The organism is Kytococcus sp. HMSC28H12 (genome assembly GCF_001816045.1).
GTDB classification, from domain to species: domain Bacteria; phylum Actinomycetota; class Actinomycetes; order Actinomycetales; family Dermatophilaceae; genus Kytococcus; species Kytococcus schroeteri.
This window is the reverse complement of the sequence record NZ_KV824693.1, coordinates 1-14,151: the sequence shown is the minus strand read 5'-3', so window position 1 is coordinate 14,151 and position 14,151 is coordinate 1. Positions and strand designations below refer to the sequence as shown.

Here is a 14,151-nt window from a genome sequence, read left to right as displayed (position 1 = left end):
CATGACCCACGCTCAACTCCGAAGAGCCGTTCATCGGGCTCTTGCTCTCGGTTCCCGTCGCGTGGGGGATCGCGAGCTACCTCCGGCACAAGAGTTGGCGCCCTGAGGACGACTGACCCCGACTCAGCGGGCGAACGGGTCGGCCAGGCCGCGCATCCGCATGCGGGTGAGGGGTACCAGGAAGTCCCAGCAGGACTGCAGGTCCTCCGCCTTGTCGTGAGGACGCAGCTGCTCGGTCAGCACGCGCAGCAGAGACGGCAGGTGCGCGGCGTCCTCCGCGGCGTACGCGACCTGCTCGGGGGTGAGACGCGGTTGCGACCAGTCCGTGAGTCGCTGTTCCTTGCCGATCGCCACCGCGAGGTGACGTTCCAGGACTGACTGCAACGAGTGCGACACCTCGCGCTCGCCGTCGACCAGCCGCGAGGCGATGCGCGTACACGCGACGTTCGCCGGGGTCGCCCCGAGATGGTGGATGAGGAACGGCAGATCGAACAGGGCGTAGTGGAAGACCTTCTGCACCGCGGGGTCCTCAAGGAGCGCGACCACGTTCATCGGCGAGCGCTCCGGCGTCAGCCGGACGACCCACACGGCATCGCCGGCGGCCACTTGCACGGTGCACAGGTCCGCGGTGTTCCAGTCCAGGCCGGTGGTCTCCGTGTCGCACCCGACCACGCCCGCGGCGCGGCAGGCGGTGAGCGCCTCGTCCGGCAGGTCCCCCTCGACGAGGGTCACGCGGAGGTTCGTGGTGGGAGAGGTCTGGGGCGCCATGGAGGGGACTTTCGCACAGGGCACTGACAACCTCCTGACAGTGTCCGAGCAGCGTCGCGTTCGAGTGGAAACGGGCGCCTGATGCCCCCTGTTCCGCACTCACCCGCGCCCGCCCTCCCAGCCGAACCACCCCTCCTGCACGGACTGCAGCCGGTCGCCCAGCATCTCCACCAGTCGCGTCTCGGTGAGCAGGCCCTCCTGGTGGCAGTGCTCCACCCAGCGGCGCAGGTAGTCCGCGTCCTCCAGGGTCGCCACCAGGTCACGAGTGGTGCGCTCCACGGTGGTGACCGGCACGGCATCGCAACACCCCGACCAGTACCCCGGTGAGAGGGTCACCTCCTCCGGCGTCAGGCAGGCGGTGTGCACGGTGACACCGGACAGTCGTCGCCGCCGCGGCGTGGTGAGATGCGTGTCCCACGGCAGGTCCACGGCACCCCACACGTGCGCCGCGGCGAGGTGCGAGAGCACGCCCCGGTCCGGGTGCAGCGGGTCATGGAAGAGCTCCTGCTGGTGCACCGTCGGGTCCAGCCGCTGCAGGGCCTGTCGGTAGTCGCACCACCGGTCGTCCTGCAGCTGCACCAGCTGGTACACGCCCCGGCCCACGCGGCGCATTGCCCGCTCATCCCGCGCCAGGGCGGTGATGGCCGCCGGGCGCACGCCCGCCTCCAGCAGCAGGTGCCGCGTGACGATGCCGTGGTTGTCCGCGGCCACCTCCACCACCGTCACCAGCTCGTCAACGAGCGACACAGCCGCCCACCCCCTCCTGGTGGGCGGCGCGCGCCCCGGTCACAGCCCCTTGGCCTTCTTGCCGTCCGGGCGCCACGGCTCGAACCCCTCGGTCACCACGGGGTCGTCGGCCCGATGGAAGGTCTCGGCGTACACCGCCCAGCCCTCACCCTTGCCCGGGTCGTAGGTGCGAAAGTACTCCGAGGCGTCCCACACCGGCTCGGACTCGCCCTCCGGCGTGTACGGCCCGCAGATCACGTGCCCGTCCAGCTGGCGGCGCTCACCCTCGGGGTCGGCCTCGGCCAGGTAGTAGCAACGGGCGTCATCGTCCACCTCGGCCGGCTCGGCCGGGGTGTCCGTGCCCTCACGCCACAGGGCCTCCATGTCCTCCAGGGAGGCCTCCATGTCGGTGATGGTGGCGCCCTCCCAGCGGTACTCGTACTCCTTCTCGCCGCAGCCGGCCAGGGTGGTGGCGGCGAACGCGGCCAGCGGCAGCGCCACGGCGGCGCGCTTCACGATGGTGTGCATGGTCGTCCTCTCGTCAGAGGGCCCCGGCGGGGCCCGGTGCACCCTTTGTGCACCCGACCTCCGCAGACATCACTCCAGGGTGCGGTGGCGCTGCTGCAGGTGGCGTCGGCGACGCACGTTGCGCCACCGCATCCACGCCCACGCCGCCAGTCCCAGAGCCACGGCGGCCAGTGTGGAACTGACCGCCAGAGCCCAGCCGGGGTCTGCCACGAGAGCGGCCAGCGCCAGGACCAGGCCGACACCGGTGACCAGGGCCAGCAGCTGCTCCAGGCGGTCACGCGCGCGGTCGGCATGGTCCTGCTGGTCGAGATCGGCCAGTTGCTTGTGCAGTTCTGCGCTCCCGATGAGGTCCCGCAGCTCCCCGCGCGTGTCCGCCAGCATCGCCGGGGTCTCGAACGCCTCCTGCAGCTCACGCAGCAGCGTCGTGGCCTCCGGCCGGCCGGGCACCTCCGTGAACCACCGGTTGTTGTGGAACCAGTTCAGCCGGGCCTCGGTCCGCATGATCTCCCGCAACTTCTCGCGGGCCGACGACGCCTGCACCACCGACAGCAGGTCGCCCTCCTCCGGCGACGGCTCGTCGGTCTCGGTGTTCTCCTCACCCCGCTCCGGGGCATCCGGGTCGCTCTCCAGCCCGGCGACGGACTCGTGGTGGGCGTCCAACCAGTCACGTTGCCGGATGGCCAGCAGCATCACCTCCAGCAGGCGCCCGTGGTACAGCACCGTCAGCGAGGCAATGTCATGCTCGTCCGCGGGGTTCTGCAGCGCCGGGTCGATCACCACGCCCACGCCGTCCAGGGTGGCCCGGCCGATGCTGCCGTCGATGGCGAAGCTGCCGTGCGCCGCGGCCTCGGGGTTGTTGGGCGGCAGGCGAAAGTACCTCTTGCGGTTCATGCCCGTGGCCAGCTGGTGGGTCCACGCCTGCTCCGGCGTCCACGCGTCCAGCGCCTGCAGGTTGCTTGGCCGCGACGTGAGTGGGGCCAGCGGGGCGGCCACCGTGAGCACCCGGACCCGGTTGGCCGTGCGCGCCACCGTGGGCGTCGAGGCCGCCGCCGCACTCGCGTCCTCACGGGCTGTCCGGGCCAACTGGGTCTCGCCGTCCAGGACCTTCACCGTCACCCGCCGCGGGGTCGTGGTGCACGGTCGCCCCACCCCATCGAGCCATCGCTTCCGCGGGTCATAGGTGGTGGGGTAACCGGCGACAGCCTCAAGGTCCTTGGCCGAGGAGCCCTTCAGGTAGCCCGCATCCACCATCGAGTAGGCGCCCTTCTGCACCTTCACCGCCAGGCCCATGCGGTGCAGGGCCATGTTCAGCAGCCCGTCGGGTTTCGGCCGGCGCAACAGCTCCGAGGTCGCCTGCAGGGTCTCGTCGGTGGCGTGGCGCAGCTCAAGGTGGAGCACGGCGTACCCCATCTCGTGCCCGTCGTGGTCCGGGCTGGGGGAGTACTCCCATCGCTCGCCGGCCAGCAACCGCAGGTCCGGGCCGCCCTTGAACACGCGGCCGTACACGTTCAGCGCCTCGGCCGGCCAACAGGCGAACCGGGTGGGGCGGGCGGCCTTACGGGTTCGGGCGGAGTGGAAGTACTTGTGCGGTTCGTGCCAGTGCTGGTACTCCACCGACCCCGGCTCCGCACCCAGCACGGTGGGGTCCCACATCATCACGTCCGGCGCGCCCGGCGGGGCGCCCGCGGTGTCCCGGTAGTGGTTCACAGGGTCCCAGTTGATGCCGCCCGGACCGGTGTTGGCCCGGCGCACCCGCCAGTAGCCCTCCATGAAGGCGTCCATCGCCTCCTGGTCCTCCAGGGCGGCGCGGTCGAACACCGGGCGACGGGGGATGGTGTGGGTGGCCCAGCCCAGGGCGTAGGGCACCACCATCATGAAGGTCACCGGGCCCCACGTGGCCGGTCGTGCACTGGTCATCGCTCCTCCACCCTCTCCAGCAGCGCCCGCGCCCGACGCTGCGCCTCTGCCACCACCTCGGGCGGCTCCACCACGCGCGCCACGCCGGCCAGACGCAGCGCCATCCGCGCCCCGGCCGCCACGCCGGCCACGTCCTTGGTCACCCGCAGCGCGCCCTCGGCGGGTTGCTCCTCCATCACGGTGGCGCCGTACGCGTCCACCGCCCACACGGCATCGGGACCCAGCTCCACGGTCAGCTGCAGACCCCCGCCGCGGTGGCTGGGCGGCGGCACCTCGGCGGCGTCAGCCGGGGACTGGGCGCGGGCGAGCAGCTCCACGGCGGTGATGCGGTCGGTCTCCACCCAGTACGTCTCGCCCTCGTCGTCGCGCAGGCACACGATGGCGGTGCCCGCCGCCCGGGCCACCCGCAGCGGGGCCACCTCGCGAGGCTCGACCCATCGCGAGGAGTGGATGCGGCACCACACCCGGCCCACGGCATCGTCCAGGTCCGACAGCACCTCGGGCAGGTGGGGCTGGTCGGTGTGGTCGAGGTGCACGAAGTTGGCAGGTGTCTCGCGCCCCGCATCGGGCAGGTCCAGCGCGGCCAGCAGCTCCGAGACCGCCTGGGCACGGGCGGGGTTGCCGGTCTCGCGGATGTAGTCGAGCCCCACGCGCAGCGCGGCGGCCTCGTCGCGGCGCAGGTACAGGGTGCGGTCGGCCAACCACCGCGGCCTGATCGCCACGGCGGTGGCCGGGGGGCCGGGGTCGATGTCCACCAGCCCACGCTCGTCGCCGGGGAACGCCTCGTCGTCGAGCGACCGGCTGGCGGCCGCCCACGGGGTGAGCAGCTTGAGCACGTCCTCCTCGGTGCGCCCCGACCGGGCGGCCACGTCCGCCACCGGTACCGGGCCGTCGTGGTCGGTCAGGAGCAGCACCAGCTCCAGGGCCCCGCTCATCTCGGTGCGGCTGGTGGGCCGCGTCGTCCTGCCCGGCGCGGGGGGAGCGGTCCCGTCCGTGGCGCGCGGTGCCAGCGGTGCAGGTGGGGCAGCGTCGATGACGGCGCGGAGCCGCTGCGCCTGGGTGCGCCGCAGGGCGGGGTCGACGAGCACGAGGCCGTCGCGGATCGCCTGGCCGACGGCCGCATCGCCGTGCGTGGTGCGGATGCTGCGCTCGGTGCCGTCGGCGGCCAGGGCGGCGTAGGTCTGCTGGCTCAGCAGCTCGTCGTGGATGGTCTTCACCTCACCGAGCTTGGGCTGCCAGGTCGAGGGGTCGTTGCACTCGTCGCCGTTCGCCTTCCGGCGTAGGCGGCCCAGATCCACGCTGCCCGGCGTGATCGCTGTCAACCGGATGGCGCGGGCGGTCTCGTGGTCCCGCTCGCGCACCACCAGGTAGAACACGTCACGCGCCTCCACCAGCGCCCACGGTTCCCCGATGAGGGTGCGAGCCCCCTGGGTGTGGGACTCCACCGTGAACTGCACGAACCGTCGGTCGTCGTGCGCCTCCACGATGGTGCGCCACTCGTCCGCGGAGATCGGCAGCACGTCCGGGGAGTCGGCAGGCAGCGCCTCGGGAAGGTGCAGCTTGCCGCCCAACCCCCGGACGAGGTCGGAGCTGGACGGGGCGAACAGGCTGAGCGCCGTAGCCAGCAGGGCGGTGTGCTCGGGGTGCTCGCCGAGCTCGCGGCGCAGGAACGTGTGGGGGCGCAGCCGCCAGGTGAACGGCTTGCCCTCGTGCTTCCGTGCCTCCCGGTGGGGGTTCGCGCGGGGGCGCTCGCTGTGCTCGGGAAGCCACTCCACCGTGGCGCCGAGCTGTGTCAGCTGGTCCAGGTCGCGGAGCAGGCCGTCGGTGCGGTTCGGCGTCTTGACCCGGTGGTCGCCGGCTCCTCCGTGGTCCTCGGGGCGGCAGTAGTACGCATCGAGGTCCTCGAGGATCTCCTCCCGGTTGACGGGGACGTCCTGAGAGGCGAGGTACGCGAACAGCGCTGCCAGCCGTTCCTGACTCTTCTCTGCCGGCGGTCCTGCCATGGCGCCTCCTCGCGTTGGAGGGCCACTGTCTCAGACCCGGCGCGCCTCAGGGCAGCAGGCCGAACACCACACTGAGAACGGGCCAGAAGATGACGGTGAGCACGGTGAGCACGAAGCCCCACACGATGACGGCGCGGATCGCGTCGGCGATGCTCCCGAGGAAGGGGGCGATGACGAGGGTCGCGACGAACGCGGCGAGGAACACGAGGACGGGCACGGCAACTCCTTCGGGTGGTCGGAGCGTCACCGTGCGTCGGGGGTCCGCACACATCGCCGGAAGGATGTCGTCGGAGGTGGCTGCCACGGTGCTGGGGAACCGTTCCCGGACCAAGGAGTTGCTGTGTTCATCGCCGACTGGACCGACCCGCCCGCCGTCGTCGAGCCCCTGGGGAGGTGGGCCGTGCTGCGTTTCCTGCGGGCTGGGCGACGGCGGTGCTCGCCGACGGCGAGGGCTTCCTGGCCACGGTGGTGCCGTGGGCGGTCGGGTTCGCAGGTGCCGCCTTCTGGGACCTGGTCAACGAGCGCCTCGGGCGCATCCCGCTGTCGTGGGCGGCCGTCATCGGGCTGGGCGCCCTTGTCCTGCTCTTCGTGGTCAGTCAGTCGGAGCAGCGGTGAGCGGAGGGGCCGGGCCGCGACGGCCCGGCTCCCTCCGCCTCACTTCTCCTCGACGGCCTTCTTCTGCGCCTCGAGGATCTTCAGGGTGTCGTCCTTGGAGAGGCCCTCGCCCGAGACCCCGACCAGGTTGCCACCCACCTTGGTCACGGCCATGACGAAGCTCTGGCTCTCACCCATGGCGCCCGCGCGCATCTTGATGCCTCGGGCGTCCTTCTCGTCCAGCTTGTCGACCTGCATCTTCATGCCGTGCGGCCCGCCCTTGAGCTCCCCGCACTCGTCGGCGAACTTCTCGACGGCGTCCATGCCCTTGTCGTAGTTGTCGGTCTTGCCGCTGATGGTGACCTCAGCGTCCTTCTCCCCGTTCTTGAAGGTGGCCTTGGGCGACTCGGGACCCTCCTTCTTGAAGAACTCCGCCTCGTCGAGAGCCTTGCCAGCCTCCTTGCAGCCATCCGGCACGTCATCGAACATGAAGATCAGGTCCTCGAAGGTGCCGTCGTCCTCGGAGTCGGAGGACTCGTCCGTCGCGTTCTGCGTGGCGGTGTAGCCCTCGAGCGGGAAGTTCTCCTCGGAGAGCGCTTCCTTGCCACCACACGCGGTGAGGCTGGTGACGGCGACAGTGCTGGCGAGGGCAAGCAGGGCGAGGCGGCGGTACATGGAGAACTCCATGTGTGTGAAGCGACCACCGGTATTGGTTCGACGCCCGGGAGTGACGGGGCGTCGCTCCGATGGTGCCACTGCCGCGGGGGCGTCAGGCGCCGCCCGGCGTCTGTGCGATCACCCCGCCGAGCCGCAGGCTTGGCTGGTGCAGCGCGGCGCGGCCCGAGCGAGCCGTCGACCCCTCCATCAGGGCCGATGGAGCGATAGGCATTGCACTTATATCTGAAAACGCGTAGTGTGACCTTTCCGCACAGTGAGAGAGGGAGGGTGCCATGCCCACCGTCGTGGACCGTGAGTCCGTGCACGTCACCCGTGACCAGGCCGAAGCCGCCCGGCGAACCATGCCTGGACGAGCCGGTCAGGCTGCGCCGCGGTTCGCTGTGTCCCGCGGGGACTCGTTCGTCGAGCTTCCGGACGCGCTGCAGCCGTTGCTGCGGCGCATCGTGGAGTCCGTCGCCGAGGGGCGCCGCGTCACGGTGGGTGAGTTGCCGGAGGAGGTCACGACCACCCTGGCTGCCGAGATGCTCGAGATCTCCCGCCCCACGTTGATGAAGCGTGTCCGTGCGGGCGAGATCCCCGCCCACAAGGTGGGCAGCCACACCCGTCTGCGCACGGCGGATGTGCTGGAGGCGCGAGAGAGGGCACAGCAGCAGCGCCGTGACGCCTTCGACGCGTTGCGACGTGCTCAGGACGAGGGAGGGCTGACGGACTGACCTCCGTCGTCCTGGCGGGAAGGACTCGATGTGATCGGTGGCCGGACGCACTTGGTGGTGGTCGACTCCAACGTCTGGGCCTCTCGCACGTTGCGGGACTGGCTGGCGCTCCTGCACCAGGAAGGTCCGGGGCTCTATCAGGTCGCGTGGTCGGAGGACCTGCGGGCCGAGACCGTCCGCGTGATTCGTCGTCGACACCCTGAGGTGGACGGTGGCGTGACGGCCAAGGTTGCTGAGGCCTTCGAGGCGGTCTTTCCCGACGGGCGGGTGCGCGACTACGTGGTCCCCGGTGATATGCCGCGCCCAGCGGACGCCGGGGACATCCACGTCCGCGCCCTGGCCGAGCACTGCCGGGCAGACCTCCTCGTGACGGACAACGTCCGCCACCTCCGGCCCGCAAGCGAGGACGAGCAGGACGCCCTGCACCACGAGGTCCACACCGCCGACGAGTTCTTCCTGCTCGTCGACGACAGTGCCCCGCACGTGGTGCGGGCAGCGACAGCTCGGAACCGCGACTACTACGTGGAGCAGGCGCGATGCCGCGGCGAGCCGGTGGACATCGACCTGCCGCAGGCTCTGGAGCGTGCTGGTTGCCCGGCCTTCGCGGACCGGGTGAGGGTGCGACTCCAGCAGATCTGACGGGCCCGCCCCCTCACTTCAGCAGCTCGACGTCCGCCTCGTAGCGCAGGATCTGCGTGCCGGCGCCCTCGTCGGAGTCGTCCGGGGCCGCCCAGCTCGTACTGACCGGAGTGTCCGGGCGCCTGGGGCAGGTTGGTCACGCCGGAGCACAGCATCTTGGAGCGGCGGACGGGCTCGCAGTCCTGGTAGTCGATGAAGTGGCTGTCGTTCATCCGCTTGTCGCGCAGCCGGCCGTCCGCCGACCACTCGTAGAACCGGCGCGAGCCCCACGACTGCCTCACCAGCCGGTGGCGGTCGCGGTCGTGGACGATCCCGCCCACGTGGTCGTCCACCCGGAACACCTCGGTGACCTCGAGCGTGTCGCGGTCGATGCGGTAGACGATCGCGCGCGAGTCGGGCCGGTGCTCGGCCACCGGCACCCAGATGGACTCCTCGTCCACGTCGATGCCGCCGGGGTGGTGGATGTGCCCCTCACCCAGCTCGTCGCCGTCCACCTCCGTGGCCTGCGGGTGGAAGGCCTTGAACTTCAGGTCGGTGGTGCCGGTGTGCTTCCACGCGGTGGAGCGGGAGGTCTGGCTCACGGTGTTCACCAGCCGCTCGTCGCGGGGGTGGCCCGCGCGCCCGCCGCCGGAGTCGGCGGTGGTAGAGAGCGCGGCCGTGCCCAGGAGGGCGGCCGCCGAGGGGCCGCCGGGTGTGGAGTGGGCGAACGCGGGGTGGTGCTGCCTCACCCCACCAGGTGCCGCAGGTACCGCGGCGGCGCGTCGAGGAACGCCCGCCAGTGCCCCACCAGCTCCAGGTCGTCCCACGCGGCCTCGCGGAGTCCCCACTCGCCCAGCTCCAGGATCCGCGCCCCGGGCAGCGCCGCCAGCACGGGGGAGTGCGTGGCGCACAGCACCTGCGCCCCGTCGGCCGCCAGCCGGTCCAGGGTGGCCATGAGGTGCAGGGTCGACTGGAACGACAGGGCCGCCTCCGGCTCGTCGAGGCAGTAGAACCCCGCCCGGGTGAAGCGGGACTCCAGCAGGGCCAGGAAGGACTCGCCGTGGCTCATCTCGTGGAAGCGCGGTTCGAGCGCGCTGGGGCTGGGGTTCTGCTCCAGGTAGGTGTAGAAGGCATGCATCGTCTCGGCGCGCAGGAAGAAGCCGTCGCGCGGCGCCCCGACCCCGCGCTGCACGCGGAGCCACTCGGCCAGGGGTGACTCGCTGCGTCGCGTGCTGTGTCGCGCGTGGCGCGAGCCGCCTTCCACGTTGAGCCCGAACGCCTCGGCCACGCCCTCCAGCAGCGTCGACTTGCCGGAGCCGTTCTCGCCCACCAGCAGGGTGATGCCGGGGGCCGGCTCGAACCCCTGCCGCAGCACCTGCGCGATGGCGGGGACGGTCACCGGCCACCTGTTGGCGGGCACGTCTGCGGTCGGGTCGGGGCGTACGGCGACGAGGGGCGGCTGGTCGGCGAGCATGCCGGCACCCTGCCACGTGCAGCCCCCCCGCACCCACCGTTCACCCGCCCCTCACGCCCCCGTCACGCCGCGCTGCCCCCGCGTTCACACGCGTGAACTGTCCTGCCCCACATGCCTTCCACGCTCCACCGCCCCGCCCCGGACACCACCGGCGTCTCCCGCCGCACCCTGCTGGGGGTCGCCGGCCTCTCGGCCACCACCCTCGCCCTGGGTGTGGAGGCGCCCGCATCGGCCGGCGGCCCGCCGCCGCGCACCAACCCGTTCACCCTCGGCGTCGCGGCCGGCACTCCGGGGCCGGACTCGATGGTGCTGTGGACCCGACTGGCCACCGACCCGCTGGCCGCCGACGGGCACGGCGGCATGCCCCGGCACCCCGTGTTGGTGCGCTGGGAGGTGGCCCGCGATGCGGGGTTCACCCGCCGGGTCGCCCACGGCCACGCCCTGGCCCAGCCGGAGCTCGCCCACTCCGTGCACCCGCAGGTCACCGGCCTCGAGCCCGCCACCGAGTACCACTACCGCTTCCGCACCGGCCGCCACACCAGCCCCGCCGGCCGCTTCCGCACCCTGCCGGCGGCCGGCGCCGACGTGGCCTCCTTCTCGCTGGGGGTCGCCTCCTGCCAGGCCTGGTACCACGGGCACTTCACCGCGTGGAAGCACCTGGCGGCCGAGACCGACCTGGACCTCATCGTGTTCACCGGCGACTACATCTACGAGTACGGCATCCGCAGCGGCGACAACCTGTGGCGCCACGGCGTGGAGCTGGGCCCCGAGCACACCCAGGAGGTGCAGACCCTGGCCCAGTACCGCCTGCGCTACTCCCTGTTCAAGACCGACCCGCACCTGCAGGCCGCCCACGCCCGGGCCGCGATGGTGGCCACCTGGGACGACCACGAGGTGGAGAACAACTACGCGGGCAGCCAGTCGCAGTACGGCCTCAGCGAGGAGGACTTCCTGTTGCGCCGCGCGGTGGCCTACCGGGCGTACTACGAGAACCTGCCGCTGGGGCCGGCCGCCCTGCCCGAGGGGCCGCACAGCCGCATCCACCACTCCCTGGACGTCGGCCGCCTGGCGCGCCTCTCGGTGCTGGACACCCGCCAGTTCCGCGACCCGGTGCCGCAGGACGAGCAGCGCGTCGCCGACCCCGAGCGCAGCATCCTGGGTGCCGCGCAGGAGGCGTGGCTCACCGAGCGTCTGCGCACCTCCCCGGCGCAGTGGAACCTGCTGGCCGACGGCGTGGCGATGGTGCCGGTCACCGACGACCGGGTGGACCAGTGGGACGGCTTCCCGGCCGCCCGCCAGCGGCTGATGGACCAGCTGGCCCGGGTGAGCAACCCGGTGGTGCTCACCGGCGACATCCACCACCACGCCGCCGCCGAGCTGTGGGCCGACCCGACGGCACCCGCCCCTGAGGCCGAGCCGGTGGCCGTGGAGCTGATCTGCAGCTCCATCGCCTCCGACGGCGACGGCAAGCCCGGCGGCCACCCGGACTGGACCGCCCACCCGTACGTGCGCGCCATGGACGCCCGCCGCGGCTACGTGCACGTGACCCTCACCCCGCAGGAGATGCGCTCGCGCTTCGTGGTGGTGCCGTGGGTCGAGGCCGACGACACCGCCCCCGCCCGGACGGCCTTCGCCTTCCGCACCCCGGCCGGCTCGCGCCGCCTCCTGTCCTGAGCTGACCCGCCCTCTCGAGAGGACCCCCATGACCCACCACCCCCGCCCCGTGACCGGCCTGACCGCCACCGGCGCCCTGATGACGGTCCACCTCGCCTGGGAGCCGCGCGCCCACGGCCCCCTGGTGGACCACTACCGCGTGCACGCCGTGCCCGCCGGGCGCGCCGAGCGTGGACTGCGCCACCTCGGTGACGACACGCTGCTGGCCCGCACCGTCTACCCCCGCTGGGAGCACGGTGGGCGCTCGCCTGAGGGGGAGGAGTGGGTGTACGTGGTGGTCACGGTCGACGCCGCCGGCCGCTGGTCGCGTCCCTCCCGCCCCGAGCGCGCCCACTCGCTGCCGTCGGTCACCACCGGGTGCCCGGTAGCCCAGGTGGGTGACTTCGACCGCCGCAGCCTGGAGCTGCGCCACGCCCCGGCGGGGTACAAGGCCATCGCCACCGAGCACCCGGACGGGCTCATCACCGTCGGCCCCGATGACGGACCCGCGCAGTGGCCCTACCTGCTGCCCGGGCCGGGCGACACGTGGGCCGGCTCGCGCGCCTACACCCTGCGCTGGACCGTGCGCGCCGACCGCCCGGTGTCCCGCCCCGCCGTGGCCCTGTGGGGCATCGACACCACGCGCCTGGGAGGCCGGCTCGAGGTGGCGTTGGGCACCTGGCAGCAGGCCACGGACCTGCCGCGAGGAGCCACCAAGGGGTCGCGTGAGGGCGACGCCACCCTGCCGGACACGCCGCTGCGCCCGGTGTCGTTGGAGTGGGAGCTGCCCTCGCCCCTGCCCGCCGGTGAGCACCTGCTGACGGCGACCCTCGCCGAGGGGGGATGGCTCGCCTGGGACGCCGCGGGCCTGTTCGACCTGGCCTGACCCTCCTCGCCCGGCCCCCACCCCCATCGGCCAGAATTCACGGGTGCTTCCCACCTCCGTTCCCGTCACCCGCCACTCGGTGGGCACGCGCGGCACCCTGCGCGCCGTGCTGCCCTGGGCCGCCTACGCGGCGTCGCTCTGGCTGGCCATGGGCGCGGCCTGGTGGTTCTTCCTCGTGCGCAAGGAGGACCCGGGGCTCGCCACGGCCTGGTTCACGGGGACCCTCAGCGCGCTGCTCGCCACGATGTGGGCCTTCCCGCACTCCGTGAAGAACCTGCACGTCCGTCCCGACACCACGGGGCTGTGGCTCGCCGGGGCGGGCCTGTCCGCGCTGATGGCCACCGCCTCGGTGGTGGGGCTCGTGGTGACCGCCGCGTGGGACGAGGTGACCGTGCCTGTCCTCGCGTGGGTGGCCTTGGTCGCCGGGCTGCTGGCCGAGTACACCTTGGCGGCGTCCACCGGCATGGCCCTGGGCGCCATGTGGCGCGTGGGCTGCGGCGGGGGACTGCTGGCCCTGGCGCTCGCCGCCGTGACCGGAGTGGGCGCGGCGGCGGGGGTCGGCGCGCTGCTGCTGGTGGTGGAACCCCCGTCCACGCCCCTGCCCTGGCCGATGATGGCGGTGGCGATGCCGCTGACCGTCCCCCTTGCCGCCGGGGCGCTCTGGCTCGCCGCCCACCTCGGGTCCCGCGGCTGACGCCCACACGCGCCGCGCGGCATCCTGCCGCTGAGCCAGCCCGCCGCTGAGCGGCGCCCGCCCTCGGTTCCCCGCCCCTCAGCCCGCGCTGCCCTCCCGGGCGGCCTCGGTCTCCTCGGCCAGGTGGTCGGCCAGGCGGTCCACCTCGTGCAGCATCACCGCCATGCTGCGCACCACCGCAGCGCGCAGCGGTCCGGCCTCCAGCTCGCCCTCGCGCCCGTAGAGGTGCTGCTCGGTGAGCTCGGCCCAGGCCTGCTGCAGCCGGGTCACCACGCACAGCTCCACCAGTGCTGGGCGGGCGCCCTCCACGTCCACCACGAGCAGGCAGGCCACGCCCCAGCAGCCGCCCTCCTCGCCGCGCTGCACGTCCACGCCCTCCAGGGGCAGGTCGAGCCCGCTGTGGTCGACCACCTCCACCAGGCGGATGCCGGGCGCCTGCGCCACCTCGTCGGCGATGCACCGCACCAGCAGGGTCTGGGCGCGGGTGGAGGTGCACACCACGGTGGCCGAGGTGAGGTCGGGCACCGCGTGCTCGACCTCCTCCACGGTGGTCGGCAGCGGGTGGCCCTGGGCGGCGCACTGCTCCAGCGCCCGCAGGGTGTCCTCCTCGGAACGCTGGCGCACCTCGCCCACGATCGCGCGCGCCGGCTCACCCGGCTGGAGGGTGACGCGGCAGTGGGTGCGCAGGGCGGAGTCGACGGTGGACAGCGCCGTGGCCCAGTCGTCCTGGCGTTCGGTGTGGGTCTGACGAACGAGGTCGCGGAGTGCGGTGTTCAAGGCAGACCTCCAGGGCGCGCCGTCGTGGGGGTGTCCGATGAGTGTGCACGCGTGTCACTGTTATTTCGCTGTCCTCACCCCATGAATACGGCGCGGCGGCACGGCCCTGGGCCGCGCCGCCG

Annotated in this window: 15 protein-coding genes; 5 read left to right on the top strand and 10 right to left on the bottom strand. The window is 72.6% G+C overall.

Translation table 11 applies throughout. The features are described from left to right. Window positions 1–123: 123 nt before the first annotated feature. From HMPREF3099_RS11395 to HMPREF3099_RS13185, 6 genes are all read right to left on the bottom strand, one after another. On the bottom strand, window positions 124–732 hold the full coding sequence (locus HMPREF3099_RS11395) for a ribonuclease D (RefSeq protein WP_168168536.1): 609 nt from the start codon (window positions 730–732) through the stop codon (window positions 124–126). Between the two features lie 135 nt (window positions 733–867). Beyond that, complete coding sequence (locus HMPREF3099_RS11390) at window positions 868–1,515, bottom strand: hypothetical protein (RefSeq protein WP_070706192.1); 648 nt, start codon at window positions 1,513–1,515, stop codon at window positions 868–870. 39 nt (window positions 1,516–1,554) lie between these two features. Next, a complete protein-coding gene (locus HMPREF3099_RS11385) occupies window positions 1,555–2,022 on the bottom strand; it encodes a hypothetical protein (RefSeq protein WP_070706191.1) in 468 nt (155 codons plus the stop codon). A gap of 69 nt (window positions 2,023–2,091) precedes the next feature. Continuing rightward, complete coding sequence (locus tag HMPREF3099_RS11380) at window positions 2,092–3,939, bottom strand: hypothetical protein (RefSeq protein ID WP_070706190.1); 1,848 nt, start codon at window positions 3,937–3,939, stop codon at window positions 2,092–2,094. Next, window positions 3,936–5,942, bottom strand: a complete 2,007-nt coding sequence (locus HMPREF3099_RS12580; RefSeq protein ID WP_070706189.1) for a WCX domain-containing protein — start codon at window positions 5,940–5,942, stop codon at window positions 3,936–3,938. The genes HMPREF3099_RS11380 and HMPREF3099_RS12580 overlap by 4 nt, the downstream gene beginning before the upstream one ends. Window positions 5,943–5,988: 46 nt before the next feature. Next, window positions 5,989–6,159: a hypothetical protein gene (locus HMPREF3099_RS13185; protein WP_168168535.1), complete on the bottom strand. Its 171-nt coding sequence runs from the start codon at window positions 6,157–6,159 to the stop codon at window positions 5,989–5,991. A gap of 176 nt (window positions 6,160–6,335) precedes the next feature. Between HMPREF3099_RS13185 and HMPREF3099_RS11370 the strand changes: the two genes are divergently transcribed. Continuing rightward, a complete protein-coding gene (locus HMPREF3099_RS11370; RefSeq protein WP_141762158.1) occupies window positions 6,336–6,557 on the top strand; it encodes a hypothetical protein in 222 nt (73 codons plus the stop codon). 39 nt (window positions 6,558–6,596) lie between these two features. Here HMPREF3099_RS11370 and HMPREF3099_RS11365 read toward each other — a convergent pair whose 3' ends face one another. Beyond that, entirely contained in the window at window positions 6,597–7,223 is a 627-nt protein-coding gene (locus HMPREF3099_RS11365) for a hypothetical protein (RefSeq protein WP_070706187.1), read from the bottom strand. Between the two features lie 371 nt (window positions 7,224–7,594). Between HMPREF3099_RS11365 and HMPREF3099_RS11360 the strand changes: the two genes are divergently transcribed. Then, window positions 7,595–7,927, top strand: a complete 333-nt coding sequence (locus HMPREF3099_RS11360) for a helix-turn-helix domain-containing protein (protein ID WP_202816763.1) — start codon at window positions 7,595–7,597, stop codon at window positions 7,925–7,927. 518 nt (window positions 7,928–8,445) lie between these two features. Here the strand turns inward: HMPREF3099_RS11360 and HMPREF3099_RS13670 are convergent. Beyond that, window positions 8,446–9,294 (bottom strand): DUF6454 family protein, encoded by an 849-nt coding sequence (locus HMPREF3099_RS13670; RefSeq protein WP_070706185.1) that lies wholly within the window; start codon window positions 9,292–9,294, stop codon window positions 8,446–8,448. After that, complete coding sequence (locus tag HMPREF3099_RS11350; protein ID WP_070706184.1) at window positions 9,291–10,019, bottom strand: AAA family ATPase; 729 nt, start codon at window positions 10,017–10,019, stop codon at window positions 9,291–9,293. Before HMPREF3099_RS11350 ends, HMPREF3099_RS13670 begins: the two co-directional genes overlap by 4 nt. Window positions 10,020–10,130: 111 nt before the next feature. Here HMPREF3099_RS11350 and HMPREF3099_RS11345 point away from each other — a divergent pair, with 111 nt between their 5' ends. The 3 genes from HMPREF3099_RS11345 to HMPREF3099_RS11335 are packed head-to-tail and all read left to right on the top strand — an operon-like array spanning window position 10,131 to window position 13,252. Beyond that, a complete protein-coding gene (locus HMPREF3099_RS11345) occupies window positions 10,131–11,693 on the top strand; it encodes an alkaline phosphatase D family protein (protein WP_070706183.1) in 1,563 nt (520 codons plus the stop codon). Window positions 11,694–11,721: 28 nt separating this feature from the next. After that, window positions 11,722–12,558, top strand: a complete 837-nt coding sequence (locus HMPREF3099_RS11340; protein WP_070706181.1) for a hypothetical protein — start codon at window positions 11,722–11,724, stop codon at window positions 12,556–12,558. A gap of 43 nt (window positions 12,559–12,601) precedes the next feature. Continuing rightward, window positions 12,602–13,252, top strand: coding sequence for a hypothetical protein (locus tag HMPREF3099_RS11335; protein WP_141494962.1), 651 nt, complete (start codon window positions 12,602–12,604; stop codon window positions 13,250–13,252). A gap of 78 nt (window positions 13,253–13,330) precedes the next feature. Here the strand turns inward: HMPREF3099_RS11335 and HMPREF3099_RS11330 are convergent, their stop codons facing one another. Then, window positions 13,331–14,029: a hypothetical protein gene (locus HMPREF3099_RS11330; protein ID WP_070706177.1), complete on the bottom strand. Its 699-nt coding sequence runs from the start codon at window positions 14,027–14,029 to the stop codon at window positions 13,331–13,333. Window positions 14,030–14,151: the final 122 nt, after the last annotated feature.

Bases quoted from the DNA above. Each gene is read 5' to 3' on its own strand.
- HMPREF3099_RS11350 (WP_070706184.1), bottom strand. From the start codon at position 10,019: ATGCTCGCCGACCAGCCGCCCCTCGTCGCCGTACGCCCCGACCCGACC.
- HMPREF3099_RS11345 (WP_070706183.1), top strand. From the start codon at position 10,131: ATGCCTTCCACGCTCCACCGCCCCGCCCCGGACACCACCGGCGTCTCC.
- HMPREF3099_RS12580 (WP_070706189.1), bottom strand. From the start codon at position 5,942: ATGGCAGGACCGCCGGCAGAGAAGAGTCAGGAACGGCTGGCAGCGCTG.
- HMPREF3099_RS11340 (WP_070706181.1), top strand. From the start codon at position 11,722: ATGACCCACCACCCCCGCCCCGTGACCGGCCTGACCGCCACCGGCGCC.
- HMPREF3099_RS11380 (WP_070706190.1), bottom strand. From the start codon at position 3,939: ATGACCAGTGCACGACCGGCCACGTGGGGCCCGGTGACCTTCATGATG.
- HMPREF3099_RS11385 (WP_070706191.1), bottom strand. From the start codon at position 2,022: ATGCACACCATCGTGAAGCGCGCCGCCGTGGCGCTGCCGCTGGCCGCG.
- HMPREF3099_RS11365 (WP_070706187.1), bottom strand. From the start codon at position 7,223: ATGGAGTTCTCCATGTACCGCCGCCTCGCCCTGCTTGCCCTCGCCAGC.